26 protein-coding genes and 4 tRNA genes are annotated in these 24,977 nt (G+C 70.8%); 25 read left to right on the top strand and 5 right to left on the bottom strand.

Annotation, left to right across the window (positions count from 1 at the left end; genetic code table 11):
* The first annotated feature begins 26 nt into the window (after positions 1–26).
* The 9 genes from ACTMSW_RS15685 (at position 27) to ACTMSW_RS15725 (ending at position 9,830) form a co-directional block, all read left to right on the top strand.
* Entirely contained in the window at positions 27–698 is a 672-nt protein-coding gene (locus ACTMSW_RS15685) for a NuoI/complex I 23 kDa subunit family protein (protein ID WP_441181338.1), read from the top strand.
* Complete coding sequence (locus ACTMSW_RS15690; protein ID WP_441181339.1) at positions 695–1,228, top strand: NADH-quinone oxidoreductase subunit J family protein; 534 nt, start codon at positions 695–697, stop codon at positions 1,226–1,228. Before ACTMSW_RS15685 ends, ACTMSW_RS15690 begins: the two co-directional genes overlap by 4 nt.
* Positions 1,225–1,566, top strand: coding sequence for an NADH-quinone oxidoreductase subunit NuoK (nuoK, locus tag ACTMSW_RS15695; protein WP_441181340.1), 342 nt, complete (start codon positions 1,225–1,227; stop codon positions 1,564–1,566). Before ACTMSW_RS15690 ends, nuoK begins: the two co-directional genes overlap by 4 nt.
* Complete coding sequence (locus tag ACTMSW_RS15700) at positions 1,563–3,509, top strand: NADH-quinone oxidoreductase subunit 5 family protein (protein ID WP_441181341.1); 1,947 nt, start codon at positions 1,563–1,565, stop codon at positions 3,507–3,509. Before nuoK ends, ACTMSW_RS15700 begins: the two co-directional genes overlap by 4 nt.
* Before the next feature lie 235 nt (positions 3,510–3,744).
* Positions 3,745–5,253, top strand: coding sequence for a complex I subunit 4 family protein (locus ACTMSW_RS15705; protein ID WP_441181342.1), 1,509 nt, complete (start codon positions 3,745–3,747; stop codon positions 5,251–5,253).
* A complete protein-coding gene (locus tag ACTMSW_RS15710; protein ID WP_441181343.1) occupies positions 5,250–6,767 on the top strand; it encodes an NADH-quinone oxidoreductase subunit N in 1,518 nt (505 codons plus the stop codon). Before ACTMSW_RS15705 ends, ACTMSW_RS15710 begins: the two co-directional genes overlap by 4 nt.
* A 151-nt stretch (positions 6,768–6,918) precedes the next feature.
* Positions 6,919–7,794, top strand: a complete 876-nt coding sequence (gene htpX / locus ACTMSW_RS15715) for a zinc metalloprotease HtpX (protein WP_441181344.1) — start codon at positions 6,919–6,921, stop codon at positions 7,792–7,794.
* 126 nt (positions 7,795–7,920) lie between these two features.
* Complete coding sequence (locus tag ACTMSW_RS15720) at positions 7,921–9,180, top strand: MFS transporter (protein WP_441181345.1); 1,260 nt, start codon at positions 7,921–7,923, stop codon at positions 9,178–9,180.
* A gap of 191 nt (positions 9,181–9,371) precedes the next feature.
* Entirely contained in the window at positions 9,372–9,830 is a 459-nt protein-coding gene (locus ACTMSW_RS15725) for a GNAT family N-acetyltransferase (RefSeq protein ID WP_441181346.1), read from the top strand.
* An 87-nt stretch (positions 9,831–9,917) separates the two neighbouring features.
* Here the strand turns inward: ACTMSW_RS15725 and ACTMSW_RS15730 are convergent, their stop codons facing one another.
* Positions 9,918–10,496: a dienelactone hydrolase family protein gene (locus ACTMSW_RS15730; protein WP_441181347.1), complete on the bottom strand. Its 579-nt coding sequence runs from the start codon at positions 10,494–10,496 to the stop codon at positions 9,918–9,920.
* 94 nt (positions 10,497–10,590) lie between these two features.
* On the opposite strand from ACTMSW_RS15730, the gene ACTMSW_RS15735 reads away from it, so the two are divergent.
* Positions 10,591–11,568, top strand: a complete 978-nt coding sequence (locus ACTMSW_RS15735; protein ID WP_441181348.1) for a helix-turn-helix transcriptional regulator — start codon at positions 10,591–10,593, stop codon at positions 11,566–11,568.
* Positions 11,569–11,619: 51 nt separating this feature from the next.
* On the opposite strand, the gene ACTMSW_RS15740 is transcribed toward ACTMSW_RS15735, so the two are convergent.
* Both ACTMSW_RS15740 and ACTMSW_RS15745 read right to left on the bottom strand, forming a co-directional pair.
* Positions 11,620–11,970: a hypothetical protein gene (locus tag ACTMSW_RS15740; RefSeq protein ID WP_441181349.1), complete on the bottom strand. Its 351-nt coding sequence runs from the start codon at positions 11,968–11,970 to the stop codon at positions 11,620–11,622.
* 215 nt (positions 11,971–12,185) lie between these two features.
* A complete protein-coding gene (locus ACTMSW_RS15745) occupies positions 12,186–12,680 on the bottom strand; it encodes a YajQ family cyclic di-GMP-binding protein (RefSeq protein WP_441181350.1) in 495 nt (164 codons plus the stop codon).
* 148 nt (positions 12,681–12,828) lie between these two features.
* Here ACTMSW_RS15745 and ACTMSW_RS15750 point away from each other — a divergent pair.
* A tRNA-Tyr gene (locus ACTMSW_RS15750) sits at positions 12,829–12,912 on the top strand.
* A 154-nt stretch (positions 12,913–13,066) separates the two neighbouring features.
* The gene (locus ACTMSW_RS15755; RefSeq protein WP_441181351.1) at positions 13,067–13,687 is read left to right on the top strand and encodes a hypothetical protein; all 621 of its coding nucleotides are present in this window, start codon (positions 13,067–13,069) and stop codon (positions 13,685–13,687) included.
* A gap of 400 nt (positions 13,688–14,087) precedes the next feature.
* On the opposite strand, the gene ACTMSW_RS15760 is transcribed toward ACTMSW_RS15755, so the two are convergent.
* On the bottom strand, positions 14,088–14,696 hold the full coding sequence (locus ACTMSW_RS15760) for a hypothetical protein (RefSeq protein ID WP_441181352.1): 609 nt from the start codon (positions 14,694–14,696) through the stop codon (positions 14,088–14,090).
* Between the two features lie 795 nt (positions 14,697–15,491).
* Between ACTMSW_RS15760 and ACTMSW_RS15765 the strand changes: the two genes are divergently transcribed.
* The 3 genes from ACTMSW_RS15765 to ACTMSW_RS15775 all read left to right on the top strand — a co-directional run bounded on the left by ACTMSW_RS15765 (position 15,492) and on the right by ACTMSW_RS15775 (position 17,998).
* Positions 15,492–16,943: a pentapeptide repeat-containing protein gene (locus tag ACTMSW_RS15765; RefSeq protein ID WP_441181353.1), complete on the top strand. Its 1,452-nt coding sequence runs from the start codon at positions 15,492–15,494 to the stop codon at positions 16,941–16,943.
* Positions 16,944–17,399: 456 nt separating this feature from the next.
* Positions 17,400–17,567, top strand: coding sequence for a hypothetical protein (locus ACTMSW_RS15770; protein ID WP_441181354.1), 168 nt, complete (start codon positions 17,400–17,402; stop codon positions 17,565–17,567).
* 284 nt (positions 17,568–17,851) lie between these two features.
* Positions 17,852–17,998 carry a hypothetical protein gene (locus tag ACTMSW_RS15775; protein ID WP_441181355.1) on the top strand — a complete coding sequence of 49 codons (147 nt, stop codon included), beginning with the start codon at positions 17,852–17,854 and terminating at the stop codon, positions 17,996–17,998.
* Between the two features lie 107 nt (positions 17,999–18,105).
* Here ACTMSW_RS15775 and ACTMSW_RS15780 read toward each other — a convergent pair whose 3' ends face one another.
* Entirely contained in the window at positions 18,106–18,543 is a 438-nt protein-coding gene (locus ACTMSW_RS15780; RefSeq protein WP_441181356.1) for a hypothetical protein, read from the bottom strand.
* A gap of 570 nt (positions 18,544–19,113) precedes the next feature.
* Here ACTMSW_RS15780 and ACTMSW_RS15785 point away from each other — a divergent pair.
* The 10 genes from ACTMSW_RS15785 (at position 19,114) to nusG (ending at position 24,957) form a co-directional block, all read left to right on the top strand.
* Complete coding sequence (locus tag ACTMSW_RS15785; RefSeq protein ID WP_441181357.1) at positions 19,114–19,263, top strand: hypothetical protein; 150 nt, start codon at positions 19,114–19,116, stop codon at positions 19,261–19,263.
* A 127-nt stretch (positions 19,264–19,390) separates the two neighbouring features.
* Positions 19,391–21,850 carry a putative bifunctional diguanylate cyclase/phosphodiesterase gene (locus ACTMSW_RS15790; protein WP_441181457.1) on the top strand — a complete coding sequence of 820 codons (2,460 nt, stop codon included), beginning with the start codon at positions 19,391–19,393 and terminating at the stop codon, positions 21,848–21,850.
* A 104-nt stretch (positions 21,851–21,954) separates the two neighbouring features.
* Positions 21,955–22,027 (top strand) — tRNA-Thr (locus ACTMSW_RS15795).
* A 25-nt stretch (positions 22,028–22,052) separates the two neighbouring features.
* Positions 22,053–22,125, top strand: a tRNA-Met gene (locus tag ACTMSW_RS15800).
* 132 nt (positions 22,126–22,257) lie between these two features.
* On the top strand, positions 22,258–22,425 hold the full coding sequence (gene rpmG / locus ACTMSW_RS15805) for a 50S ribosomal protein L33 (RefSeq protein ID WP_013288652.1): 168 nt from the start codon (positions 22,258–22,260) through the stop codon (positions 22,423–22,425).
* 127 nt (positions 22,426–22,552) lie between these two features.
* Positions 22,553–22,999: an FAS1-like dehydratase domain-containing protein gene (locus ACTMSW_RS15810; protein ID WP_441181358.1), complete on the top strand. Its 447-nt coding sequence runs from the start codon at positions 22,553–22,555 to the stop codon at positions 22,997–22,999.
* A 1-nt stretch (position 23,000) separates the two neighbouring features.
* Complete coding sequence (locus ACTMSW_RS15815) at positions 23,001–23,393, top strand: MaoC family dehydratase (RefSeq protein WP_441181359.1); 393 nt, start codon at positions 23,001–23,003, stop codon at positions 23,391–23,393.
* A 128-nt stretch (positions 23,394–23,521) separates the two neighbouring features.
* Positions 23,522–23,594 (top strand) — tRNA-Trp (locus tag ACTMSW_RS15820).
* A 212-nt stretch (positions 23,595–23,806) separates the two neighbouring features.
* A complete protein-coding gene (secE, locus tag ACTMSW_RS15825; protein WP_441181360.1) occupies positions 23,807–24,196 on the top strand; it encodes a preprotein translocase subunit SecE in 390 nt (129 codons plus the stop codon).
* 38 nt (positions 24,197–24,234) lie between these two features.
* The gene (gene nusG, locus ACTMSW_RS15830; protein ID WP_357031203.1) at positions 24,235–24,957 is read left to right on the top strand and encodes a transcription termination/antitermination protein NusG; all 723 of its coding nucleotides are present in this window, start codon (positions 24,235–24,237) and stop codon (positions 24,955–24,957) included.
* Positions 24,958–24,977: the final 20 nt, after the last annotated feature.

Genomic DNA, 24,977 nt, shown 5'->3' on the forward strand with positions numbered 1-24,977 from the left:
CGCGCGCGCGGGGGGCACAGGGCAGGATGGTCCGCATGACCGACCGCAGCGAGCGCACCGACCCGGGCGACGGCACCGGAGAGCGCAGCCTGCCCGGCGCGGGCCTGGTGAAGGGGCTCGCCGTCACGTTGAAGACGATGACGAAGCGCACGACCACCCAGCAGTACCCGGACGTCGCTCCCGAGCTGCCGCCGCGGTCGCGCGGGGTGATCGCGTTGCTGGAGGAGAACTGCACGGTCTGCATGCTGTGCGCGCGTGAGTGTCCGGACTGGTGCATCTACATCGACTCGCACAAGGAGGAGGTGGCGGTGCCCGGCGCCGCCCGCCCCCGCCAGCGCAACGTGCTCGACCGGTTCGACATCGACTTCTCGCTCTGCATGTACTGCGGCATCTGCGTCGAGGTCTGCCCGTTCGACGCGCTCTACTGGTCCCCGGAGTTCGAGTACGCCGAGTACGACATCAAGGACCTCCTGCACGACAAGGACCACCTGGGCGAGTGGATGGCCACCGTGCCGCCGCCGCCCGCGCACGACCCGAACGGCGAGCCGGCGAAGGAGGAGACCGCCGCCGCGCGCAAGGCCGCGGTCCCGGCCAGCCCCGCCGCCCGTCCGACCACCCCGCCGGTACGCCCCGAGCGCGGTCCCGCCGGCGGCGCTGCCGCGCCGGGTGACGGGTCCGGGGAAGGCGCTACCCCGTGACCGGTGCGGACGTGCTGCTCCTCGCGCTCGGAGCGGTGGCGGTCGGGTCGGGTGTGCTGGTGGTGGCCACCCGGCACCTGGTGCGGGCCGGCCTGTACCTGGTGGTCTGCCTGGGCGCGCTGGCCGGGATGTACCTGGTGCTCACCGCCGAGCTGGTGGCCTGGGTGCAGGTGCTGATCTACGTCGGTGCGGTGGTGGTGCTGCTGCTCTTCGCGGTGATGCTCACCCGGGCCCCGATCGGCGCCTCCGACGACCTGGACCGGCCGGGCTGGCCGGCCGCGCTGATCGGGGGCGGCACCGGGCTGGGGCTGGCCGCGCTGCTGGCCGACGCGTACCGCTGGACGGCCGTGGACCTGCCGGAGGCGGGCACCGCGGAGCGCCTGGGCGACCAGATCTTCCGCAGCTGGGTGCTGCCGTTCGAGGTGCTGTCGGTGCTGCTGCTGTCCGCTCTGGTCGGAGCGATCGTCCTGTCCCGACCGGACATCGGTCGCCGGGACGCCGCCCGGGACGACGAGGGGGCGACCCGGTGAGGCCGGTCATCCCGTACGTCACGGCCGCGCTGCTGTTCGGCCTCGGCGTGTACGGCGTGCTGCGCCGCCGCAACGCGGTGCTGGTGCTGATGGCCGTGGAGCTGATGCTCAACGCGGTCAACCTGATCCTGGTCACCGCGGACACCACCGTGCGGGCGCAACTTCCGCACGGCGGGCAGGTCTTCGCGCTGTTCGTGATCGTGCTGGCCGCCGCCGAGATCGGGGTGGGCCTGGCGATCGTGCTCCAGCTCTACCGGCTGCGGGCCAGTGTCGCGGTGGACGAGGTGCCGCTGACCGAGCGGCCGGTGCCGGGAACGCGAACGAAGGTGGCACCTTGAGCGCGACGACGCTGCTCGGCGCGCTGCTGCCGGCCGTACCGCTGGCCGCCGGCCTGGTCGGCCTGCTGCTGCCCCCCGACGGGGGTGTCGGTCGGGAGTCCGCCCGGCGGGCGGCGATCGGTCTCGGCGTGGCCGGCGCGGCGGGTGCGCTGCTGGTCGCGCTCGTCCTGCTGGCGACCCTCGACGGGCCGGCCGAATCGTCCACGACCTGGGTGGACCTGGGCGGGTTGACGGTCACCCTCGGAGTCCGGCTGGACGGTGCCGCCGCCCTGGTGGCCGTCGCGGTGACCACGGTGGCCCTCGCCGTGCAGGTCTACTCGGTCGGCTACCTGCGGCGCGGCCCGCACGACGACGTCGACACCGACCACCGCTACCCGCCGTACGCGGCGCAGATCAGCCTCTTCACCGCCGCGATGCTGCTGGTGGTGGTCTCCGGTGACCTGCTCCTGCTGCTGGTCGGCTGGGAGGTGATGGGCCTCTGCTCGTACCTGCTCATCGCCCACGACCGGCGGCTGCCCGAGGCGCCGGCGGCGGCGGTGAAGGCGTTCCTGGTGACCCGGGTCGGCGACGTCGGCTTCCTGCTCGGCATCGCGCTCCTCGGCGTCTCGGCGAGGAGCTTCCGGATTGCCGACGTCCTCGCGTACGACCACGCGACCGGCACGCTCACGGCGGCGTGCCTGCTGCTGCTGGCCGGGGTGGCCGGCAAGAGCGCGCAGTTCCCGCTGCACACCTGGCTGCCGGACGCGATGGCCGGCCCGACCCCCATCTCGGCGCTGATCCACGCGGCGACCATGGTGGCGGCCGGCGTGTACGCGGTCGCCCGGCTCTGGCCGCTGTTCGAGGCCGCCCCGACCGCGCTCGCCGTGCTCGGCGTCATGGCGTCGGTCACCCTGCTGCTGGGGGCACTGGCGGCGACCGCCCAGGACGACCTCAAGCGGGTACTGGCCTGGTCGACGGTCTCCCAGATCGGCTACATGACCGGCGCGCTCGCCGTCGGGTCCCCGTCGGCCGCGCTGTTCCACCTGCTCACCCACGCCGCGTTCAAGGCGCTGCTGTTCCTCGCCGCCGGCGCGGTGATCCACGCCTTGGGCACCACGCTGACGTCCCGGATGGGCGGGCTGCGGCACACCATGCCGGTGACGTTCTGGTGCACGGTGGTCGGTCTCGGCGCGCTGGCCGGTCTACCGCCGCTGTCCGGCTTCTGGAGCAAGGACGGCGTGCTCGCCGCCGCCGAGGACGCCGCCCTGCACGGCGCCGGACCGGCGCCGGCCTGGGTGGGCTGGCTGGTGTGGCTGGCCGGTCTGGTCGGCGTCGCCCTCACCGCCTGGTACGCGACCCGCCTGCTGCTGCGCACCTTTTTCGGCGAGCCGCGCCTGCCGCTGGTCCACCCGCACGACCCGCCCGGGGTCATGCGGTGGCCGGTGGTGCTGCTCGCCGTCCCGGCCGCCCTGCTCGGCCTGGCCGGCTTCCTCGGCTGGTTCGCCGACCGGCTGCTGCCGGCCGACGTGCCGCCCGGGCCGGGCGAGCCGGCCGTCGGCCGGGTCGCCCCGGAGCTGGTCCACCTCGACCCGGCACTGCTGCTGCCGCTGGCGCTCACCGCGGCGGGGGCCGCGCTGGCCTGGGCCCGCTGGCGGCGGGACCCGGCCGCCGACCCGGCGACCGCGCTGGGTCCGCTGCGCCCGCTGTTCGCCCGCGCGTTCCGGCTCGACGACGTCCAGCACACCCTGGTCGTACGCCCGACGACCGCCCTGGCCCGCGCCGCGCGTACCGGTGACGAGGTCGTGGTGGACGGCACGGTGACCGGCAGCGGCCGGGCCGCGCTCGGCCTCGGCGGCGGCCTGGCGTCGCTGCACCGGGCGGCGCTGCCCCGGGCGGCGGCCGGCGTGCTGGCCGGCGCCCTGCTGATCGGCGTGGCCGCCGCACTGATCGGAGTGGCGGCGTGAGCGCGAGGAGTGAGCCGGTGTTGCGAGCCCCGCAGTCGCGAACTGAGGGGGGCGGCGTGAGCGCGAGGAGTGAGCCGGTGTTGCGAGCCCCGCAGTCGCGAACTGAGGGGGGCGGCGTGAGCGCGAGGAGTGAGCCGGTGTTGCGAGCCCCGCAGTCGCGAACTGAGGGGGGCGGCGTGAGCGCGAGGAGTGAGCCGGTGTTGCGAGCCCCGCAGTCGCGAACTGAGGGGGTGCTGTGAATTTCGGAGAGCTCCTGCTGGTCGCGGTGCTGGCGCTGCCGGCGCTGGGCGCGGTCGCGGTGGCCGCGATCCGGCCAGACCGGGCGGCCCGCGTGGTCGGTACGGTCGTCGCGGGGCTGACGCTGCTCGCCACGCTGCCGCTCGTGGCCCGGCGGGACGGCAGTTGGTTCTCCTACGGCGCGACCGCCCCGGCGGTACGGCCCTGGCACCAGCTCGACGTGCCCTGGGTGCCCGGTCTGGACCTGCGGTTCCACCTCGGAGTGGACGGCATCTCCTGGCCGTTGGTGGTGCTGACCGCGCTGCTCACCCTGCTCTGCTGCGGGTACACGCTGTGGCGGGTGCCCGAGGGCGGCAGTGGGCGGGCCCTGGTGGCGCTGCTGCTGGTCGTCGAGGTCGGCATCCTGGGCACCTTCCTCGCCCTCGACCTGGTGCTGTTCTTCGTCTTCTTCGAGGTCGTCCTCCTGCCGATGTACGCGGTCATCGCCGGCTGGGGCGGCCCGGACCGGCGGCGGGCGGCCCGGAAGTTCGCCCTGTACACGCTGTTCGGGTCGGTGCTGCTGCTGGTCGGGGTGTACGTCGTCGTGGCCGCCGCCGGCACCGCCGACATCGTGGCGCTGACCGGCGGAACGGGGCTGTCCCGAGGCACCCAGTTGGTCGCGTTCACCCTGCTGGCGCTCGCGTTCGCGGTGAAGAGCCCGCTGTGGCCGCTGCACTCGTGGCTGCCCGACGCGCACTCGCAGGCGCCGACGGTCGGCAGTGTGGTGCTCGCGGGTGTGCTGCTGAAGATGGGCACGTACGGGCTGATCCGGGTCGCGGTCGGCGTCGCGCCGGAGGGGGCCCGTTGGGCCGCGCCGGTGCTCGGTGTCCTCGCCGTCGCCGCGATCATCGTCGGCGCGCTGGTCTGCCTGGCGCAGACGGAGCTGAAGCGGCTGATCGCGTACTCAAGCGTCGGGCACATGGGCTTCGTGCTGCTCGGGGTCGCCACGCTCACCGCCACCGGGATCCAGGCGGCCCTGATCGGCAACGTCGCGCACGGGGTGATCACCGGCCTGCTGTTCTTCCTCGCCGGGGCGGTGAAGGACCGTACGCACACCGGCGAGCTGGCCGACCTGTCCGGGCTCCGGGAGACCGCGCCCCGCCTGGCCGGCCTGCTCGGCTTCGCCGCCGTCGCCTCGCTCGGTCTGCCCGGCCTGGCCGGCTTCTGGGGCGAGGCGTTCGCCGTGGTCGCCGCGGTCGAGGTGGGCGGACCGCTGTGGACCACGCTCGCGGTGCTCGCGGCGATCGGCGGGGCGCTCACCGCCGCGTACTTCCTGCGGCTGCTGCGGCAGGTGACGCACGGGCGGCCCAGCCCGGCGGTGGACCGGCTCACTCCCGGTCTGGCCGGCGCCGAACTGGCCGCCTGGGCGCCGCTGGTGCTGCTCGCGCTGGCCGTCGGCCTGGCACCGACCCTGGTGCTCGGCGTCGCGGAGGCCCCGGTCGACGCCCTGGTGGAGGTGTTGCGATGACCGGCAGCGTGGTGCAGAGCGTCGACAACGTGGCGCTGCTGCCGGCGTACCTGGCCGCCGGGACGGCGGTGCTGGTGCTCCTGGCCGACCTGCTGGTGGCCCGCGCCCGGGTCACCGTGGCCACGGCGGTGCTCGGCGCGGTCGCCACGGCGGCCGGCGCGGCGCTGGTCGGGGCCGGTGCGCAGCGGCGTACGTTCTGCGTCGGAGCGGACTGCTCGTACGTCTTCGGCGGGCGGGCCGCCCTGGTCGCGGTCGTCGTCGCGGTGCTGACCGTGGGCGTGCTGGCACTCTCCGGGCCGCTGCTGCGGGCCGGGCGGTCGCCGGTGGGGGAGTACTGCTTCCTGCTGGCCTGCTCGATGACCGGCGGCGTGGTGCTCGGCGCGGCCGGTGACCTGATCACCCTGATCGTGGCGGTGGAGACGCTGACCCTGCCGCTGTACGTGCTGGTCGGCCTGCGCCGGGGAAGCCTGGCCAGCGCCGAGGCGGCGGTGACCTTCTTCGTGGTCAGCGTGGTCGCCACCACGCTGACCCTGCTCGGCGCCGCTCTGCTCTACGCGGTGACCGGCGGACTGCACCTGGACCGGATCGGCGCGATCCTCGCCGACCGGCCGGACCTGCTGGACCTGCCGCTGACCACCGTCGCCGTCGCGCTGGTGGTGCTCGGGCTGGCGTTCAAGGTGGCCGCCGTCCCGTTCCACGCCTGGGCCCCGACCACGTACGACGGCGCGCCGCTGCCGGTGGCCGCGTACCTGTCCACCGCCTCCAAGCTGGGCGGGGTGGTGGCCCTGCTGGCCGTCGTGCAGCGGGCCCTGCCGGCCGAGGTGACCGGTCCGGTGCTCGCCGGACTCGCCGTGCTGACGATGACCGTGGGCAACCTGGTGGCGCTGCGCCAGCGGCGTACCGTCCGGCTGCTCGCCTGGTCGTCGGTGGCCCAGGCGGGTTACATCCTCGCCCCGCTCGGAGCGCTGGCGCTGGCGTCCGGCCGCGCGGCCGACGCCCGCACCGCCGCGTACGCGGCCGCCGTCGCGTACGCGGTCTTCTTCGTGGTCCTGGAGCTGGCGGCGTTCGCGGGCGTGGTGGCGCTGCGCCCGGCCGACGCCGACGGCGGCACGATCGACGACCTGCGCGGGGTGGCCCGCCGGCACCCGTGGCGGGCGGCCGGCCTGGGGCTGGCGCTGGTCGGGCTGGCCGGTCTGCCGCCGGGCCTGGCCGGGCTCTTCGCCAAGATCACCGTGGTCCGGTCGCTGCTCGGCGGCGGTGCGGGCTGGCTCGCCGTGGTGGTCGCCCTGAACGCGGTGATCGGTCTGGCGTACTACCTGCGCCTGGCCGCCACGCTCTGGGCTCCGCCGTCCGGCGCGGTCCCGGTCGGTGCGGGGGCCGGCGACGTCGGCTCCCCGGCCGTCGGTTCCGTCGTGCGGTCCCGGACGGTCGGCGCGGTGCTGGCCGCGACGACGGCGGTGGCCGTCGTGATCGGCTTCGCGCCGCAGCTCCTGCTCGACGTCGCCGCGCGCTGAATCGGCGCGTCCCCGCCGGTCGCCTACCCCTCCTTCCCGGCGCTATGCCGGCATCTCAGCCAACTTTCAGCCATACGACGGATGGTTGACGGGTACCGGGATGTTGTACCGGTCAGCGGACCCTGGTGGTCCGTGCACCGAAGGAGTGATCGTGCACCACAACCGTCTCAAGACCGCCGTGCTGCTCGGCCTGCTCACCTCGTTGATCCTGGCGGTGGGCTACTGGTTCGGTGGCAGCGGCGGCCTGATCATCGCCGTCGTCGTGTCGCTGGTCATGAACGGCATCACCTACTTCTACTCGGACAAGCTCGCGCTGCGCTCGATGCGGGCGCAACCGGTCAGCGAGGCGGAGTTCCCCGAGCTGTACCGAATGGTGCGCGAGTTGGCCACCGAGGCGGGCCAGCCGATGCCCCGCCTCTACGTGAGCCCGACCGCCCAGCCCAACGCCTTCGCCACCGGACGGAACCCGCAGAACGCGGCCGTCTGCGTGACCCAGGGCATCGTGGAGATCCTCGACTACCGCGAGCTGCGCGGCGTGATCGGCCACGAGCTTTCGCACGTCTACAACCGGGACATCCTCATCTCCAGCGTGGCGGCCGGTCTGGCCGGCATCATCACCGCGCTGGCCAACCTGGCCTTCTTCATCCCGTTGGGTGGCGGCGACGACGAGGACGCCCCGAACCCGGCCGTGCTGCTGCTCACGATCATCCTGGGCCCGATCGCCGCGTCGATCATCCAGCTGGCGATCAGCCGGAGCCGGGAGTTCCAGGCCGACGCGTCCGGTGCCCAGCTCACCCGGGACCCGCTGGCTCTGGCCAGCGCCCTGCGGAAGATCCACATGGGTACCCTTCGCCGGCCGCTGCCGCCGCAGGGTCAGCTCACCAGCACCGCCCACCTGATGATCGACAACCCGTTCAAGGGTGGCGGTGTGGCGTCGCTCTTCTCCACCCACCCGAAGATGGAGGAGCGGGTCGCGCGCCTGGAGCAGATGGCTGCCAGCGCCGGCCCGGTGCAGTTCCAGCGCTGACCGTGTGACCCCCGTCGCCCGCGCCCGGTACTCCGGGCGCGCGGGCGACGATTTTCCGTTTCGTGCGGGCGTAGGTGGGCGTTAGGGTCGATCCGACTTCCACTCATTACACCCCGGAGGGTTTCCGTGGCTGGTCTGCGCCAGTACCTGGGCGTCTGGCGGATCCCCGGCGCACCGATGCTGCTCGTCACCGGCATCGTCGGGCGGCTGGGCATCGGCATGACGCCGCTGGCGCTGCTGCTGGTCGTCGAGCAGGTCACCGGCCGGTACTCACTCGCCGCCGTCGCCGGTGGCATCTACGCCCTCGCCGGGGCCGTCCTGTCCCCGATCGCCGGGCGGATTGCCGACCGGATCGGGCCCAGCCCGGTGCTGCTCGGCACCGCCGTCGCGCACCCGCTCGCCCTTCTCGGGCTGCTGTGGGCCGCCCGTGCCGAGGCCGGCAGCCTCGCCCTGGTCTTCGTGGCCGCCGGAGCGGCCGGAGCCACGTTCCCGCCGCTGACCGCCGCGATCCGGGGTGCCTGGAACGACCTCACCTCGCCCGCGTCCGGCCGCTGGCACCTGCGCAACACCGCCCTGGCGGCGGAGACCACCCTCTTCGAGATCGTCTTCGTGCTCGGCCCGCTGCTCGTCGCCGGCTTCGTCCTGGTCGCGGACGCCGGTGCCGCCCTGATCGGGTCGGCGGTGGTCACGCTCGCCGGCACCACGGCCGTCGCCCTCGGCCGGGTGATGCGCGGCTGGCAGCCGCACTCCCGCGAGCACCGCACCCGGGGGCTCGGTCCGCTGCGGGTCGCCGGTTTCCCGGCCCTGCTGGTCTGCGTCGCCAGCCTCGGCATCGCCTTCGGCGCGGCCGGCGTCATCGTGCCGGCCTTCGCCACCGACTACACCGCCGACGACCCGGACAGCCTCGCCGGCCTGCTGCTGGCGGTCTGGGGGATCGGCAGCGCCGTCGGCGGGTTGTGGTTCGGCGTCCGCAAGCCGGCCCGGAACATGAGCCGACAGTTCGCCCTGCTGCTCGGCGCGGTGGCCGCGACCTTCGCCGTCTTCGCGGCGATGCCGACCCCGGCGGCCCTGGGCACCGCCCTGGTCATCGGGGGCGCGACCATCGCACCCGCGCTCACCCTGGAGAACACCCTCATCGGGCGGATCTCTCCGACCAGCATGCTGAACGAGGCATACACCTGGGTGGTCACCATGTCGGTCGGCGCCAGCGCGGCCGGTGGCGCGGTGGCCGGGCTGATCGTCGACCACGCCGGTGGCGTGCCGTGGGCCTTCCTCTTCGCCGGGGCCGCGGTCGCCGTCGGAGCCGTGGTCGCCGGCCTGCCCACCGGGCCCGTCGCCCGTGCGGAGGCCGCCGCCGTACGCGCCGAGCAACCCGTCGCTGTCTGAACCCCGCCGCCGTGGGTATGACACGGGGATGTTTCTCTTCTTCTCGAACCGCGTCGGCTGCCTCGGCTCCATCCTGGTCAGCGCGATCCTGACGGTGGTCCTGCTGCTGATCTTCAACCGCTGACGCCGAACTCGGTTTCCGTGGCCGGCCACGGCCGGTAACGTCGCCCGCCGAGCAGTGGGAGGCGTGCATGGAGTTGATCGCGTTCGAGCCCGCACACGCGACCGTCGTCGCCGGCTGGGCGACGTCGGCGGAGGAGACCCGGCGTTGGTGCTCCCGCGACGAGGTGACCCCCGCAACCGTCGCCGGGTGGGCCGCCGAGCCCGACGTGGTCGCGTACGTGGCGGTCGTCGACTCCGAGCCTGTCGGGTACGGCGAGCTGTGGCTCGACGACGACGAGGCCGAGGTCGAACTGGCCCGGCTGATCGTGGCGCCGGCGCACCGGGGGCGGGGCGCCGGTCGCCGCCTGGTCACGCTGCTCGTCGCGCGGGCCCGCGACCACCACCCGGCGGTGTTCCTGCGCGTACGACCCGACAACACCCCGGCACTGCGCTGCTACGCGGCAGCCGGCTTCACCCCTGTTCCAGCCGACCAGGCCGACGAGTGGAACCAGTCCCAACCCGTCCCCTACACCTGGCTCCAGGTGTAAGGAAGGGCCCCCGCTTAACGCCTGCGGTAGAGGAAGGGCCCCTTCTTAACACCCGATCCCGCCGGTGCCTGGTGCTGGTGCGGGTATTCAGCGGACGCGGTCGAGGAAGGTGAGCACGCGCTCGGTCAGCAGCGTGGTCGCCTCCTTGTCGTGGCCGGGCAGGCTGTCGTCGGCGAAGAGGTGCTGCCGGCCGGGATAGAGGAACAGCTCACCCTCCGGCGTGGTCGCGACCAGCGCGCGACCGGCGTCCAGGTCGCCCGAGTCGGCGAAGAACTCGTCGGCGTCCATGCCGTGCACCTGCACCGGCACGCCCGCCGGCCAGCCGTCGCCGAACTCCTCGGCCGGAAGGCAGGCGTCGAACAGCAGGGCACCCCGGGCGCCGGGACGGGTCTGGGCGAGCATCTGGGCCGGCAGGACGCCCAGCGAGAACCCCGCGTAGACCAGGTCGGCGGCGAGCCCCTCGGCGGCGAGCCGGCCCCGCTCCATGACGGTGCCGAAGCCGATCTCCTTCGCGTTCGCGATGCCCGCCTCCAGGGTGTCGAAGACGCGGCCCTCGTACAGGTCGGGGACGTGCACGGTGTGGCCCGCGCCTTCCAGCCGGGCGGCGAAGGCCCGGACTCCCGGCGTCAATCCGTACGCATGGTGGAACAGCAACACCTCGGCCATGAAATGTCCCTTCTCGGCAGGCTCTCCGTGCTCCGGCCGATGATGCCCCACATACCCGACAGCGACTGTCCGGTACGCACGTGAAAATGGGCCGGTGCGTGCCTCGCGGATGATGACCCTGCTGCTGCACCTCCAGGTACGGGGTCTGGCCAGCGGCCGGGAACTCGCCACCCTGCTGGAGGTCAGCGAACGCACCGTGCAACGGGACGTCGAGGCGTTGGCCTCGGTCGGCGTACCGGTGCGCTCGGTCCGGGGGCCGGCCGGTGGGTACCGCCTGGACGGCGGCTACCGCACCCGGCTGACCGGTGTCGGTCTGGACGAGGCGGGCGCGCTGGCGTTCCTCGGACTGGCCGGCCCCGCCCAGCAGTTGGGGCTCGGTGAGCTGCTGGAGGGCGCGCGTATCAAGGTGTGGGCCGGCCTCACCGGCGAGGCCCGCGACCGGGCGCGGCAGACGGCCGCGCGGTTCCACCTGGACCCGCTCCGCTGGTACGGCACGCCGGAGCCGGTGCCGTGCCTGACCCAACTCGCCGAAGTGGTCTGGCGTGACCGCCGGGCCCGCATCCGCTACGTACGCGGAACCCGGGAGACCCTCCGCGAGATCGACCCGCTGGGACTCGTGCTCGCCGCCGGAGACTGGTACCTCGTCGCCCTGCGCGACGGTGAACGCCGTACCTACCGGGTCTCCCGGGTGGCGGCGGTCGAGCCGCTCGACACGCCCGTACGCCGGCCCGCGGACTTCGACCTCGCCCGCACCTGGGCGGAGTCCCGTCGCGAACTCGAGCGGGAGGGCACCGCCGTCGAGGTCACCGTACGGGTGGCGCCCGAGACGCTGCCCCGCCTGCGGCGTCTGCTACCCGTGCACGGGCAGGCGTCCGTGCCGGTCACGGCTTCCGGGCCCCTCACCGCGGCCGGCGAGGTCGAGGTGACGGTCCCGTTCGAGAGCGAGTCGTGGGCGTGCTGGGCCCTGCTTGGCCTCGGCGGCGCCGTCGAGGTGGTCGGGCCGCCACAGGTCCGCCGGTACGTCGCCGACGAGGTCCGCCGCGCCGCCGCCCGCTACCAGCCCGGCGACTGACTCCCGCCGCCCCGCCCCGGCGTTCCCCTGGGCGGACCGTGGTCGCCTGCGTCAACGGGTCGAGGTCGACGAGAGGCCCTGCTCCTCCAGCCAACGCATGTGCGTCTCCCATGCCGACTGCTTGCTCGTGGCGAGGGCGGCGCCGACCTGCGTCCACGAGGCGCCTGCCGACCGGGCGGTGCGAACGGCCAGTTGGCGGCCGTAGCTGGCCTTACGAATGATCACCTCGCTCAGCGCGAGCAGTTCCAGTGCTTCGTCCCTGGTCAGCGGCCGGGCGTCTCCGTCGTCGTCGGCCGGCTCCCCGGCGGGGGGTGCCAACGCGTCTCGCAGGCGGAGTTCGTCGTAGCGGGCCACCGCCGTCAGCAGGGTGAACTGCTGTTCCATGTCGTCAGGTGTGGGCATGCCCCCAGCATTCCGTCAGGTTGCCCTGACGTCAAGCTGACCTGACGGAAGGGCGGGTTGCCTCACGTCACGATTCGCAGCTCCGAGATCACCGGCGCGCTGGCCGGCCGGGGCCGTCGAAGGTCGGACATCGCGACCGACGACGACCACGGGGGACGGCGTCCGCGCAGGTGGCGGACCGCCGAGCAAGGCGACACAGAGAGCCGCCGGCTGCCTTACCGGTAGTTGGTGAACTGGAGGGCAACCCCGAAGTCCTCGCCCTTGAGCAGGGCGATGACGGCCTGGAGGTCGTCCCTCTTCTTGCCGGTGACGCGGAGCTGGTCACCCTGGATCTGCGCCTGGACGCCCTTCGGCCCCTCGTCGCGGATCTTCTTGCTGATCACCTTGGCCTTGTCCGATTCGATGCCCTGGATGACCTTGCAGTCGATCTTGAACACCTTGCCGGACGACCGGGGGTCACCGGCGTCCAGCGACTTCAGCGAGATGTTCCGCTTGACCAGCTTCTCCTTGAAGACGTCCAGCGCGGCTCGCACCCGCTCCTCGGTCTCCGCCTGGAGGGCGATCGCCTCCTCGCCCGACCAGGAGATCTCGGCGCCGGTGCCCCGGAAGTCGAATCGCGTCTCGAGCTCCTTCGCCGCCTGGCGGAGGGCGTTGTCGACCTCCTGGCGGTCGACCTTGCTCACGATGTCGAACGACGGGTTCGCTGCCATGTGCATGCTCCTGGTGTGCGGTCGGTTTGTGGTCCTTCGTCCCCGCTGACCAGCGGTACGACCCCCTGACGGTACCCGGTTGCGTCCTGGCCGGGGGGAGCCGCTATCCTTGCTTCCGCCGCCGCGTTGCGACGCGGTGGGGTGCCCTGGCGGGTTGCCCGAGCGGCCAATGGGAGCGGACTGTAAATCCGTCGCGAAAGCTACAGAGGTTCGAATCCTCTACCCGCCACCAGGTGCAGAAAGAGGCCCCTGACCAGCGAGAACGCCGGTCAGGGGCCTCTTTGGTGAGTCTGGCTCAGTCCCGCCGGGACCGGCTCGATCTCATTGGTTGTGTCGCATACGTGTCGCGGCCGGCGTGCCTTGCGCCGAGGCACCACGATGACCGGATGGCATGGGAGTGGTTGGCCCCGGCGGCTACGGCGGTGGTTGGTGTCGCAGGTATCGCTGGCACCGCTTGGAGCAGCGCCCGAGCACAACGGTCTCAGCTTGAGGCGCTGAGGGTCCAGGCGAAGATGCAGGCGACGCTTCAGTTGTCGCTTGAGAAGCGGGCGCTCTACGCAAAGTTTCTGCGTCAGGTGGAAATCGTTATCGAGATCATCCGAGAGGGGCACCAAGCCGAGCGGGCGCTTGAGCGGGACCGTCGGACAGGCGACCGCCGTGCCGAACTTGAGGAACGCATACGCGTCGCAAGAGACGAGCTACGGCAAGGACGGCATGAGCTCGGGCTGCTGTGTGCCGAAATGAGAGTGGTTGCAGGACCGAGCATGGGGCATGTTGCTGCCCGCCTCGTTGAAGCAGTCAACGCGCTCAACCGGACTGACCGACCGAACTCAAAAGCTGCGGTGGACGAGGTCATGCGTCTGGTTGTGAATGCGATGCATCACGACGTCGCTCCTAACGCCCATGACGAAGTACGTGACATGGTCCATCAAATGCTCCCGCAGCTCACCGACGCGCTTCTCAAGGTCAACGACCACGAATTCAAGCCGGCGCCTGATCAAAGGTGATAGCCGTCGGTCGACTGGCAAGCCGCCTCGATCCGCAGCCGGGCGGCCTCCTCCTGGCCGTAGACGTATTTGGCGTAAACCCGCATGAGGACGTGGACGCAAGCATCATCTCTCTTCTCTATTCAAGGCAGCAGTAAATCCATCGGGGAGGATAGCGCGCCGAAGTGCCGACGATCAGTTGGCGCACTGACGGTAGAAGCAGTCCTGGTGTGCGACCTGTGAGTAAAACCCAAATACCCCGCAACCGGGTATTCCGGTCACGGGGTTTGAGGAGTGCGCTCCTCCTTCGACCGCTTTAGCAGCTGCCATCTCGGCGGCCTTCCTAGTCGGGCGCACCCAAAGCGAGACCTCAATGCGATATCTCACGGCTTGGAGCCTGGCCGGTTGGCGGCTCCGACCGCTACGAGACCTTCCTTGTCTCTAGTCCTGGCGGCATCCCGAGGTCGCGACGGATCGACGTCAGAAGCTCACTTTTCCTGTCTGCTAACGCTCGCACCTCAAAGCGCACCTGCTTGAGCTTTTCTGGGTCGTGTAGCCCACCAGCGCCTATCCGCATGTGGCAAAACATCGCGTCCATGAAAAAGCGACTGGCCGCTTGGTCCGTTTCCTTGGAAGCGAAAAGACTGAGCCCTTTATCGGCAACGGCGACTGCGGCCAGGGCCGCGCCGAGGCGGTGCTGGTCTTCTTCCGAGACGGTGGCTGGGCCGGGGTCCGACCGGGGCAGCACCTGATACACAACCTCGTCCCACTCCTCGATGCGCGCGAGGAGTTCGGTGTACAGAGGAAGCCGCTCCTGATGCCACCTGGCGTGGTCTTCTCGCTCCCACTGTTCACGCCGCTCGTCGCGCTCTCGATCCCAACGCTGCCGCTCGTGGTCGCGCTGCCACTCCCACTGCCGGGCTTCACGCCGTCCGCTTAGGAGCTGTGTGATGACCGCAGCCGCCAGCGTTCCGAGGACGCCAAGCGCCGCGACGGCGAGCACCGCCCACACGGGCGTTCCGGACGACATGCGGCCATCGTCTCTAGCCCGGTCAAGCGGCAGCTACTGCGACGGACGAAAGGCTCGGTGCCGAATAGGGGCCGAAGTTGACCTCGCTCTCCCGCCGCGTCCGAGGTTCGCCCAGCTCCGGGGCAAGATGCCGCCGGATGAGGTACCTCCCTCCGGAGGCGGGAGCGCAGGTTCGATGCTGCCAGGGGCACCAGGCAGGGCACGGACAAGGCCCGGCCCGCGGGCTCGGCCTCAGAGGCAACGAACACCCGGCGGCGCTCCAAGCAAGCGGCATGCGGCAAATCAGCGGCATCCGGCCGCGCTGGTCGGGTGTTTGCGCTGGTTGGGCGCGCCCGTGTGATGGTCTTGAAAACCGGTAGGGCTAGTGACGGACACGTCCAGCTGATGCCGCACCTGCAGGGCTGTGCGATGGTCCGACCGCGACTAGGAGAGCGCAGCCCAGATTTGAGTTGCAACTCCAGTCCGACGGTCGAGGGTGTGGTGGCCAGAGTGAGGCACCATGCGGATGTGGCAGGCCAACGGAGCACCAGGACAACTGCAGTTGCGGGCGTCGGGCTGGTCGCCGTAGCGACCCTGTGGGAGCTAGAGGCGTGGCGATGGGCGTGGGCGCAGTCAGTCGCGCAAGCGCTTGGGGACCACCTGGCCCTAGTGGTAGTCGGGCCACCGACCGTGGTGTTGCTCGTGTGGTCCGTGATGCGGTCCCGTCACCGGCCCGTTTCCACCGGTGAATCGGCTGCCAGTGGGAGGCGATGGCCGTGGCTGCTGACCGACCGGGGCCTGTTGAGCGTTGCCGGTGTGCTGGCCGGGATCGGCATCCTCGCCCTGGTGGTGATGCTGGGTGTCGCAGCCGACGTTAGCTCCGCCGCTGAGCGCGCCAAACTGCAGATCGAAGCTATCAAGTACGGGCTGGGCTCCATAGCCGCCGGTGGCGCCGCCGCTGCCCTATTGCTCGCTGTCCGGCGGCAACGGCACGCTGAGCAAGTCCACGAACATACGGTGGACGACGCCGCCGAGCGGCGCGTAACGGATCTCTACACCAAGGCTGCCGAACAGCTTGGCCATGCCGAAGCCGCAGTACGCCTCGCAGGCCTGTACGCCCTCGAACGCGTTGCACAGAACAATCCCAAACAGCGGCAGACCATCGTCAACGTCCTATGCGCCTACCTAAGGATGCCCTACACCCCACCGGCGGACCCCAAGGTCGAGGCAGCCTCCCTCTCGACGCCGTTGACTGCCTTACCGCTACCTTCCGGCCAGCTGCTCTCCACTGATGAACGGAACCCGCACCAAGAGCTTCAGGTCAGGCTGACCGCGCAACGCATTCTCACAGCCCATCTAACCCTTCCGGCTAAGGCCGACCCTCAGCAGGCAGCCTCGATCACCCCTAACCCGCACGAGCGCTTCTGGCCTGACATCGATCTCGATCTCACCGGCGCTACCCTCGTCAACTGGAGCCTACGACGCGGCCATATACGCAACGTAAGCTTCGCTGGCGTTACCTTCAACGGCGACGCGGGGTTCAACGGGGCGACCTTCGGCCTCGCGAGGTTCGACAGGGCGACCTTCGGCGGCGACGCGGGGTTCTACAGGGCGACCTTCGGCGGCCTCGCGGGGTTCGACGGGGCGACCTTCGGCGGCCTTGCGAGGTTCGACGGGGCGACCATCGGCGGCCTCGCAGGGTTCGACAGGGCGACCTTCGGCGGCGACGCGGGGTTCTGCGAGGCGACCTTCGGCGGCGACGTGGGGTTCGACGGGGCGACCTTCGGCGGCCTCGCGGGGTTCTACAGGGCGACCTTCGGCGGCCTCGCAGGGTTCGACAGGGCGACCTTCGGCGGCCTCGCAGGGTTCTATGGGGCGACCTTCGGCGGCGACGTGGGGTTCGACGGGGCGACCTTCGGCGGCCTCGCGGGGTTCTACAGGGCGACCTTCGGCGGCGACGCGGGGTTCTGCGGGGCGACCTTCGGCGGCGTCGCGGGGTTCGACGGGGCGACCTTCGGCGGCGACGCGAGGTTCGACGGGGCGACCTTCAACGGCGACGCGGGGTTCGACGAGGCGACCTTTGAGCGCCCGCCCCTCCTAGAGCACACGGGGGTCACCCCGCGGGATGACCGAGAAGATGCCTGGCCGCCGGGATGGCGACTGGTACTTGGACCCTCGACCGGTCTACTAACGCGCGAAGGGTCCGCCGTCGACACCATCGAGGTGCCCCGCGGCACGCCAGCGGAGGAAGGCAGCCAGCGAGAGTGATCACGTCCGCTCTGCTTACGGGCCGGACCGGTCATTCACCACAGCTACGGTTTTCCTCACCTGGCTTGGGGGTAGCAATCTAGCGAGAGGGTGTGTGGGTTCTCAGTCGTGGTGGTGCCACTCCAACTGACCCCTCCGTCTGGCCACTGCGTCGTATTTGTGTCGCCGCACCCTTGTTGATCAGCACTTGTGCTGCTCAAAGGCTTGACCGTGGCGTTCTGTAAATCCGTCGCGAAAGCTACAGAGGTTCGAATCCTCTACCCGCCACCAGGTGCAGACGCGGCCCCTGATGAGCAGAGATGCTGATCAGGGGCCGTTGTCGTCCAACTAACCGAGTCCGGCTGAGTCCAGCCGATCACGACTGGTTGTGGGCAGATGGTGGGCAGGTCGATCTTGCCTCTGAGGGCTTCCCTGCGGCGCGACCCGTACGTTGGTGCTCGCCGGCACATCCGTCTGGTGCTGACGCTGGCGCTGCTCCTCGTGGACCTGGTCTTGAGTTCGATCTTCCTGGTAGCGCAGGTCGCCTACCTGATCTTCGGTGCCACCGGCCGGAACGTCGGCTGGGGGATCGCCATCCTGCTGGGGATCGTGGTCACCCTAGGGATCCGCGGGCTCTTTTACTGACCCGATGCTGTGGAGGCGTGGGTAATCGGGGTGGGCGGTCGAGCGCCAGCGGGTCGACGGCAGAGACGAAACCGCAGCTCAATCCGCACCCGATCGTCGGGAGCGCGGACGCCCTGGAAATCCGTCGCGAAAGCTACAGAGGTTCGAATCCTCTATCCCGCCATCAGGGGCCTCTTTCGGGAGTCCCGCTCCAGCCCGCTCGATCTGGCTGGCTGTTTCACACGCGTGTCACGGAGATCGACAGGGTACCCCGGGGCGGGCGGGCGATGCCTAGGCTGCAAGCCATGATGCTCGATACCTCGCCAGAGCAGTTGGTGGCAGTGCTCGTCAGTTGGGCGATCGGACTTGCGATCCTCTATCTGGTGATCCGGCTGGCCGTGCGTCACGCCATCGCGGATGCGGACAGGCGCAGGGCCGAGACTCGTCGTTGAGCCAGAGCGAGTCAGGGCCTTCGCCGTCTCCGGGCTCCCGTCGCCTCCGGTCGCCCCTACTGTCGGCCCATCGGTCACGTGAAGGCACGGCAGGGCGGCGTGTCGTCTCAGTCCGACTCGGGGGCGAAGGGGTGGTTGCGCGGCTCCCGCAGCTCCCACTCCGCCGGACAGAGGTAGGTCCAGGCCGCCGCTGTCACCGAGAACAAGTTAGGTAGGGCGTCGCCCCAGCTCGGCGAGCGGTCGCCGACGTGCCGGAGGTGGCGGTCGAAGACCGCCGAGTGGCGGTACTCCCGGTCGTGTCGCCACAGGGCGTACGGCTGTTCACGCATCCAGTCGCATGCCGCGTCACCCTCGGCGATCAGATCCGCGGCCGGCGGCAGCACCTGTAGCGGCTGGCTGCTCTGCGGATCGCCGTACTGCTTGAGGTACGCCAGGTAGCCGGCCTCGTCCCGAGGATGGGTGACATGAACCCCGACCACGGCGACCGGTACGGCGAGTACGCCGGCCACGGCGAGGCTCAGCGTGACCCACTGGCGCTTCTTCATGCGGCGAGGTTAGATCGACGGTTGCCGCTCCGCTGACCTGTGGCACCGTCAGGAGGCCCAGCGGATCACCGTGAAGGTGCGAACGGTGGAGCGCGCCGTTCTGTCGTGGAACGTACAGAAGCGCGACACCCGGCGGTGACAGGGCCCCGAACCGCGGAAACGCCAGCCCGGGGGTCTCGTCGTAGCCGGACCGGAAGCGCCCCGACGAAGCCGACGGGGCACCTCCGCCCCACGTGCCTGCTGGCGCATCGACATGTTTTAGGTATCGTGGTCGATGTTCCAGAGTGCGACCGGACGTGGGCGACCTCAGGTGGGTCGCGGGCGGAGACGGCTACACGTCGCGGAGTGGATTGTGGAGAAGGTCGTATTGCGCGCCGTGCGGTGTGGGCGGCGGAGCGGTACGCCCGTGATCAGGCCCGGCTGTGGCGACGGTGATGGTCCGAACGGCGGGACATGGCCGACGGCCGGTGCGACCGTGTCCGCACGGCTTTCCTGCGTACCTGCCTTGTGGCACGATCGTGGGATCTCCACCCCCCTCGTGCACCGCCCCGCCCCCGGACAGGAGCGCACATGTCTGCTCGAAGGTTGGGCCGACGGATCGGCTCGCTGCTCGTTGTTGCCACCCTGGCCGCGCTTCCCTTCATCGGCCTTCCCGCTGACAGCCAGCAGCAGGATTTCGAGTGGCACATGCCGGCCGTCACCCAGTTGAGCGTGCGGTAGGCGCTCTGCCCCCTGGGAAGGGTGACCGGCCGGTCGCCCGCTGATCGGAGGAGGCGGGGTGTCGGAACGCCGGTCCCGGTTGAGCCGCCGGACCGAGAACGCTTGGCTGGTCACAGGCCTGCTGGCCATGCTCGCGGTCGTGTGCACGACGGTGTTGGCCGTCGTCGCCCGTCCCGCGCTCGACGAGTGGCCGCTCACCCTGGTCATGGTGCCGGTGATGGTGGCTGCCGCGCTTCCGGCGATCAACGTCGTGGTACGCCGGCAGGCGCTCGGCCTGACCCTGACCGAGATCCCGTTGGTCGTGGCGTTCTACCTGCTGCCACCCCTGTCCGTGGTGCTGGCGTACACGCTGGCCGCGCTGGTCGCGCAGATGCGCCGGAGCCTTGCCCCGGTCAAGTTCTGGTTCAACGTGTTCCGTGCGGCGGCGGCCACGTCCCTCGCCAGCCTGGTGCTCATGGCTATTCCGGACCTGGAGGGAATCGGGCCGGACGTCTGGGCCGCACTTTTCCTGGCCACCAGTGTGCACACCCTGGTGACGCTCGCCGCCGTCATCGCCGTGATCTCCATGGTTCAGGGCTGGCAGGCGGGCTGGGAGGTGGCCCGGACCTCACCGCCGGCCCTGCTCACCGCGACAGTGAACGTGGCGGTCGGTCTCCTGATCCTCATCACCGTCGAGGCGACCACGTGGGGTGTCCTGCTCTTCGTGGTCTTTGGCGCCGGGCTCGTCTGGGTGTACCGCTCGTACACCCAGTTCCTCCGGCAGCACCGCACCCTCAACGACATGTACGGGCTGACCCGCGCGATGACCGAGAGCGGCCAGGACGGGACGCTGGTGGACGCCCTGCTCGGCCGGGTGCGGGCTCTCATGCAGGCGGAGTACGCGACGCTCTGGATGCCGGCTCAGGGGCGTTACCCGGAGGTGCTCCTCACCGCTAGCGACGACGGTCGCGGCCTACTCGACGTGGCGATGACACCGGCGGCCCTGCGGGAGTGCGTGCGCCGTGAGTCGCGGGCGGTGACCGCGGGCGCGCGATTCACTGTGGACGACGAGACCCGTACGGCTCTGCGGGACCAGCCGGTCAAGGACGTCATCGTCCTCCCGCTGCGCTCAGGCCAGGCGGTGATCGGCACGCTGGAGGTGGTCAACCGCCTCGGCGACACCAATCACTTCACGCCCGAGGACGTGCCGATCTTCGAGACCGTCGCCGCGCACGCGGCGGTGGCGCTGGAGAACTCCCGGCTGGTCGACCGGCTGCGGCACGACGCCTACCACGACGCGCTGACCAAGCTGCCCAACCGTCGGCGGATCACCGCGGCGCTGGACGAGGCGGTGAAGATCCGGGCGCCCGGTGAGGTCGTGGCGCTGCTGCTGTTCGACGTCGACCGGCTCCGCGAGGTCAACGAGTCCCTCGGGCACTCGGCGGGTGACAAGGTCCTCGTGGAGGTCGCGGAGCGGCTGCGCTCGCACTCGCCGTCGTCGGCACTGGTCGGGCGGGCCGGCGGTGACGAGTTCCTGGTGACGCTGCGGTTGGAGAGTGCCGACGCGGCCCTGGAACTGGCCGCCGAGCTGCGGGAGCAGATCCGCGACGAGATGGTCTTCGACGCGCTCACCCTGGACGTCGACACGGCGGTGGGCGTGGCCGTGTACCCGGATCACGGCAGTGACGCCGCCCTCCTGCTGCAACGGGTGGACCTGGCGGCCACGGCCGCCAAGTCGGTGCCGGGCAGCGTCCAGTTGTTCAACGCGGCACTGGAGTCCCGGTCGATGCGCCGACTCGGTCTGGCCGGTGACCTGCGGCGCGCGCTCGACGACGGCAGCCTGGAGGTCTACTTCCAGCCGAAGATGACCCTCCGGGACCGCCGGCTGGTCGGCGTGGAGTGCCTGGCCCGGTGGGAGGACCCGACGCACGGCACGGTCGCGCCCGAGGACTTCGTCGCGGTGGCGGAGCACACCGGCCAGCTCGGCCGGCTCACCGAGTTCGTGCTGCGGGAGGGGCTGCGGCGCAGCCGGGACTGGACGCACGGCGGCCAGCCGCTCGCCGTCGCGGTCAACCTCTCCGCGCGTACGCTCACCGACCAGCACTTCCCGGCCCGGGTCCAGGAGCTGCTGGACGAGTACGGGGTACCGCCGCAGTGGCTGACGCTGGAGATCAAGGAGGCCGGGGTGCTGGACGGCACCGACCGGCCGATCCCGACCCTGCGCCGGTTGCGCGACCTCGGCGTACGGCTCTCCGTGGACGACTTTGGCACCGGCGACTCGTCGCTGGCGCACCTGCGCCGACTGCCCGTGCACGAGGTGAAGGTCGACCGGTCCTTCGTGCAGGGCATGGCGACGGACCCGGGGGATCTGGCGATCGTGAACGCGGTGGTCACCCTCTCCCAGCAGTTCGGGCTGGCGGTGGTCGCCGAGGGCGTGGAGAGCGAGCTCACCCTGGAACTGCTCCAGGACATCGGGTGCGAGATCGGGCAAGGATTCCTGTTCAGCCGGCCGCTGCCGTACGAGCGCCTGGAAGCCTGGTTTGGTGCGCAGGTGGATCCGGAGACGATCTCCGACACCGAGCTCCCGCGGCTGCGTGCCGTGCTCTGATCCACCGCCTGGCCTGGGAAAACGCCACCGAGGGGGATCCGATTTCACCTCCGGCAGGAGGCCGTGTACTCTTACCTCTGCGCGAACACGGAGTGATCGCGCAGGCCCCCTTAGCTCAGTCGGCAGAGCGTCTCCATGGTAAGGAGAAGGTCTACGGTTCGATTCCGTAAGGGGGCTCAGAGGGTCCGGCTGGGCCCACCACGGCGGTGTAGCTCAGATGGTAGAGCAAGCGGCTCATAATCGCTGTGTCGCCGGTTCAAGTCCGGCCACCGCTACTCTCGTCCTCCGGGCCATGTCCCGGTGGTCGGTGGGATGGGCGCCACAGGCGCCCACTTTGCATGTTCGCGTAACCAGCGCGTACGCTGGTGCGCCGTAGTTCTTACCCGTAGCGAGGAAGGCACTCCGCCGTGGCGAAGGCGACCGATGTCCGGCCGAAGATCACTCTGGCGTGTGTGGAGTGCAAGGAGCGCAACTACATCACGCGTAAGAACCGTCGTAACGACCCGGACCGCATCGAGCTGAAGAAGTTCTGCCCCCGGGACGGTAAGCACACGGTCCACCGCGAGACCCGCTGACCTGCGGCCGGCATCGCCGGCCCGCCCCGCGACACCGTCGACCGCCGATCTGTCTCCACCGGCGCGGCCCTGAGCCGCCGCTGGTCGGGCAGATCGGCGGTCGTGTTTTCCGTGTAGGTTCGGCGGCATGTCCCTGGACCCGTCCTACGTCGGCCGGACCTATCCGCCGACCGCCCCCTACCAGGTGGGCCGTGAAAAGATCCGCGAGTTCGCGACGGCGATCGGCGCCACCGAGCCGGCCCACCACGACCCGGAGGCCGCCCGCGCCCTGGGCCACCCCGACGTGGTCGCCCCGCCGACCTTCCCGTTCGTGGTCACCATGGCCGCCACCCGCCAGATCGTCGAGGATCCGGACCTGGGCGTGGACTACAGCCGCGTCGTCCACGGCGACCAGCGTTTCGCGTACACCCGGCCGGTCGTCGCCGGTGACGAGCTGGTGTGCGTCAACGCCATCGAGGACGTCACCACCCGCGGTGGGCACGGCTTCCTGACCACCCGGACCGAGATCACCACGACCGCCGGCGAGCCGGTGGTCACCGTCTGGTCCAAGCTCGTCGTACGCGGGGAGGGCTGAGATGGAGCTGCCGAAGAGGACGTACCGGGTGACGCGTGCGGACCTGGTCCGGTACGCGGGAGCCTCGGGGGACTTCAACCCGATCCACTGGAGCGACCGCACCGCCACGAAGGTGGGTCTGCCCGGGGTGATCGCCCACGGCATGTTCACCATGGCGCTGGTCGGCCGGGCGGTGACCGAGTGGGCCGGGTCGCCCGACGCGGTCGTCGACTACTCGGTGCGGTTCAGTCGGCCGGTGGTCGTCCCGGACGACGACGAGGGCACCGAGATCGAGGTCGCCGCGGTGGTCCGGGAGGTCACCGAGGACGGTCTGACCAGGCTGGACATCACCGCGACCTGCCTGGGGGAGAAGGTGCTGTCGCAGGCCCGGGCGACGGTGCGTACCCGCAGCTGACGGGGTTCTCGACCCGCCAGGGGTAGACCGGTTGGGAAAGTCGTGGCACTACCCGTACACTGGTCCGCCGTGGGGCAAGTGACCCCTGCGCTGCCGTTCGCGGCGGTGTGGGGTGCGCGTTGCCGCACAGGGGTGTAGCTCAATTGGCAGAGCAGCGGTCTCCAAAACCGCAGGCTGCAGGTTCAAGTCCTGTCACCCCTGCGCCTCAGGCCTGACCGTTCCCGTGGGTCGCGCCGCCGTCCGGCGGCGTCCGGCCCGTGGTGGTGGCATCAGCAGGGTGGTTCCGAGGCGATCGGGGCCCTCCGGCTGGTCCGCCGGCCGCGGCCCGTCCCGGGACGGTTGGTCCGGCCGGCGTGACCAAGCGCCGCGCACGCCCACCGCGTGCGACACGACATCCCGCGACGGAGGGCGAAGTGGCCGACAACAAGCGGCGCGGCGAGGACGCCGACGACGAGCGTTTCGACGACGAGGTCGTCGACGACGCCTCCGGCGACGACGCCGCCGACGCGGACGAGCCGGTCTCCCGGGGCGGCACCGCGACCAGGTCGCGCGCCCGGGCCGAGTCCGCCGACCGACCGAAGACCCGAGCGGAAACGGGCCGGGTGGGGGTGTTCGCGCGCATCGCCCGATTCATCCGCGAGGTCGTCGCCGAACTGCGTAAGGTCATCTGGCCGACCCGCAAGGAGCTGCTGACCTACACCGCCGTGGTGGTCGCATTCGTTACGGTGGTTACCGCCCTCGTCGTCGGATTCGACTACGTGTTCGCGAAGGGCGTTCTGTGGGTCTTCGGCGACCCCAGCTGACCGGCCAACTGTGCCGATAGTGACGGAAGTGAGCGAGCGTGCCTGAGTACGACGAGACCGCCGGAACCGCGGACGAGCAGTCCACGGTCGCGACGGCGGCTGGTGACGAGTCGGTCGAGGCCGCCAGCGAGCCGGAATTCCCGACCACCGAGCCGGCGCCCGAGGAGGACTACGACCCGGTCGCCGAGCTGCGGCAGAAGCTGCGCTACGCCCCGGGCGACTGGTACGTGGTGCACTCGTACGCCGGCTACGAGAACAAGGTCAAGACCAACCTCGAGACCCGGATCACGTCCCTCGACATGGAGGACTACATCTACCAGGTCGAGGTGCCGACCCGGGAAGAGGTCGAGGTCAAGAACGGCAAGCGGTCGCAGGTCCAGGCGAAGGTCTTCCCGGGCTACATCCTGGTCCGGATGGAGCTGACCGCCGAGTCCTACTCGTGCGTGCGCAACACGCCGGGCGTGACCGGCTTCGTCGGCGCGACGGACCGGGCGGACCGCCCGGCGCCGCTGAGCCTCGACGAGGTGCTGAAGTGGCTGGCGCCGGCCGTCGAGACCGAGCAGAAGAAGGCCAAGCCCGAGGTCCGGGTCCTCGACTTCGAGGTCGGCGACTCGGTCACCGTGACCGACGGTGCCTTCGCGTCGCTGCCGGCGACGATCAGTGAGATCAACGCCGACCAGCAGAAGCTCAAGGTCCTGGTGTCCATCTTCGGCCGGGAGACGCCGGTCGAGCTGAACTTCAACCAGGTCGCGAAGATCTGATCCTCCGGCACGCCGGCGGT

This window comes from Micromonospora sp. BQ11, assembly GCF_052068135.1.
Taxonomy (GTDB): domain Bacteria; phylum Actinomycetota; class Actinomycetes; order Mycobacteriales; family Micromonosporaceae; genus Micromonospora.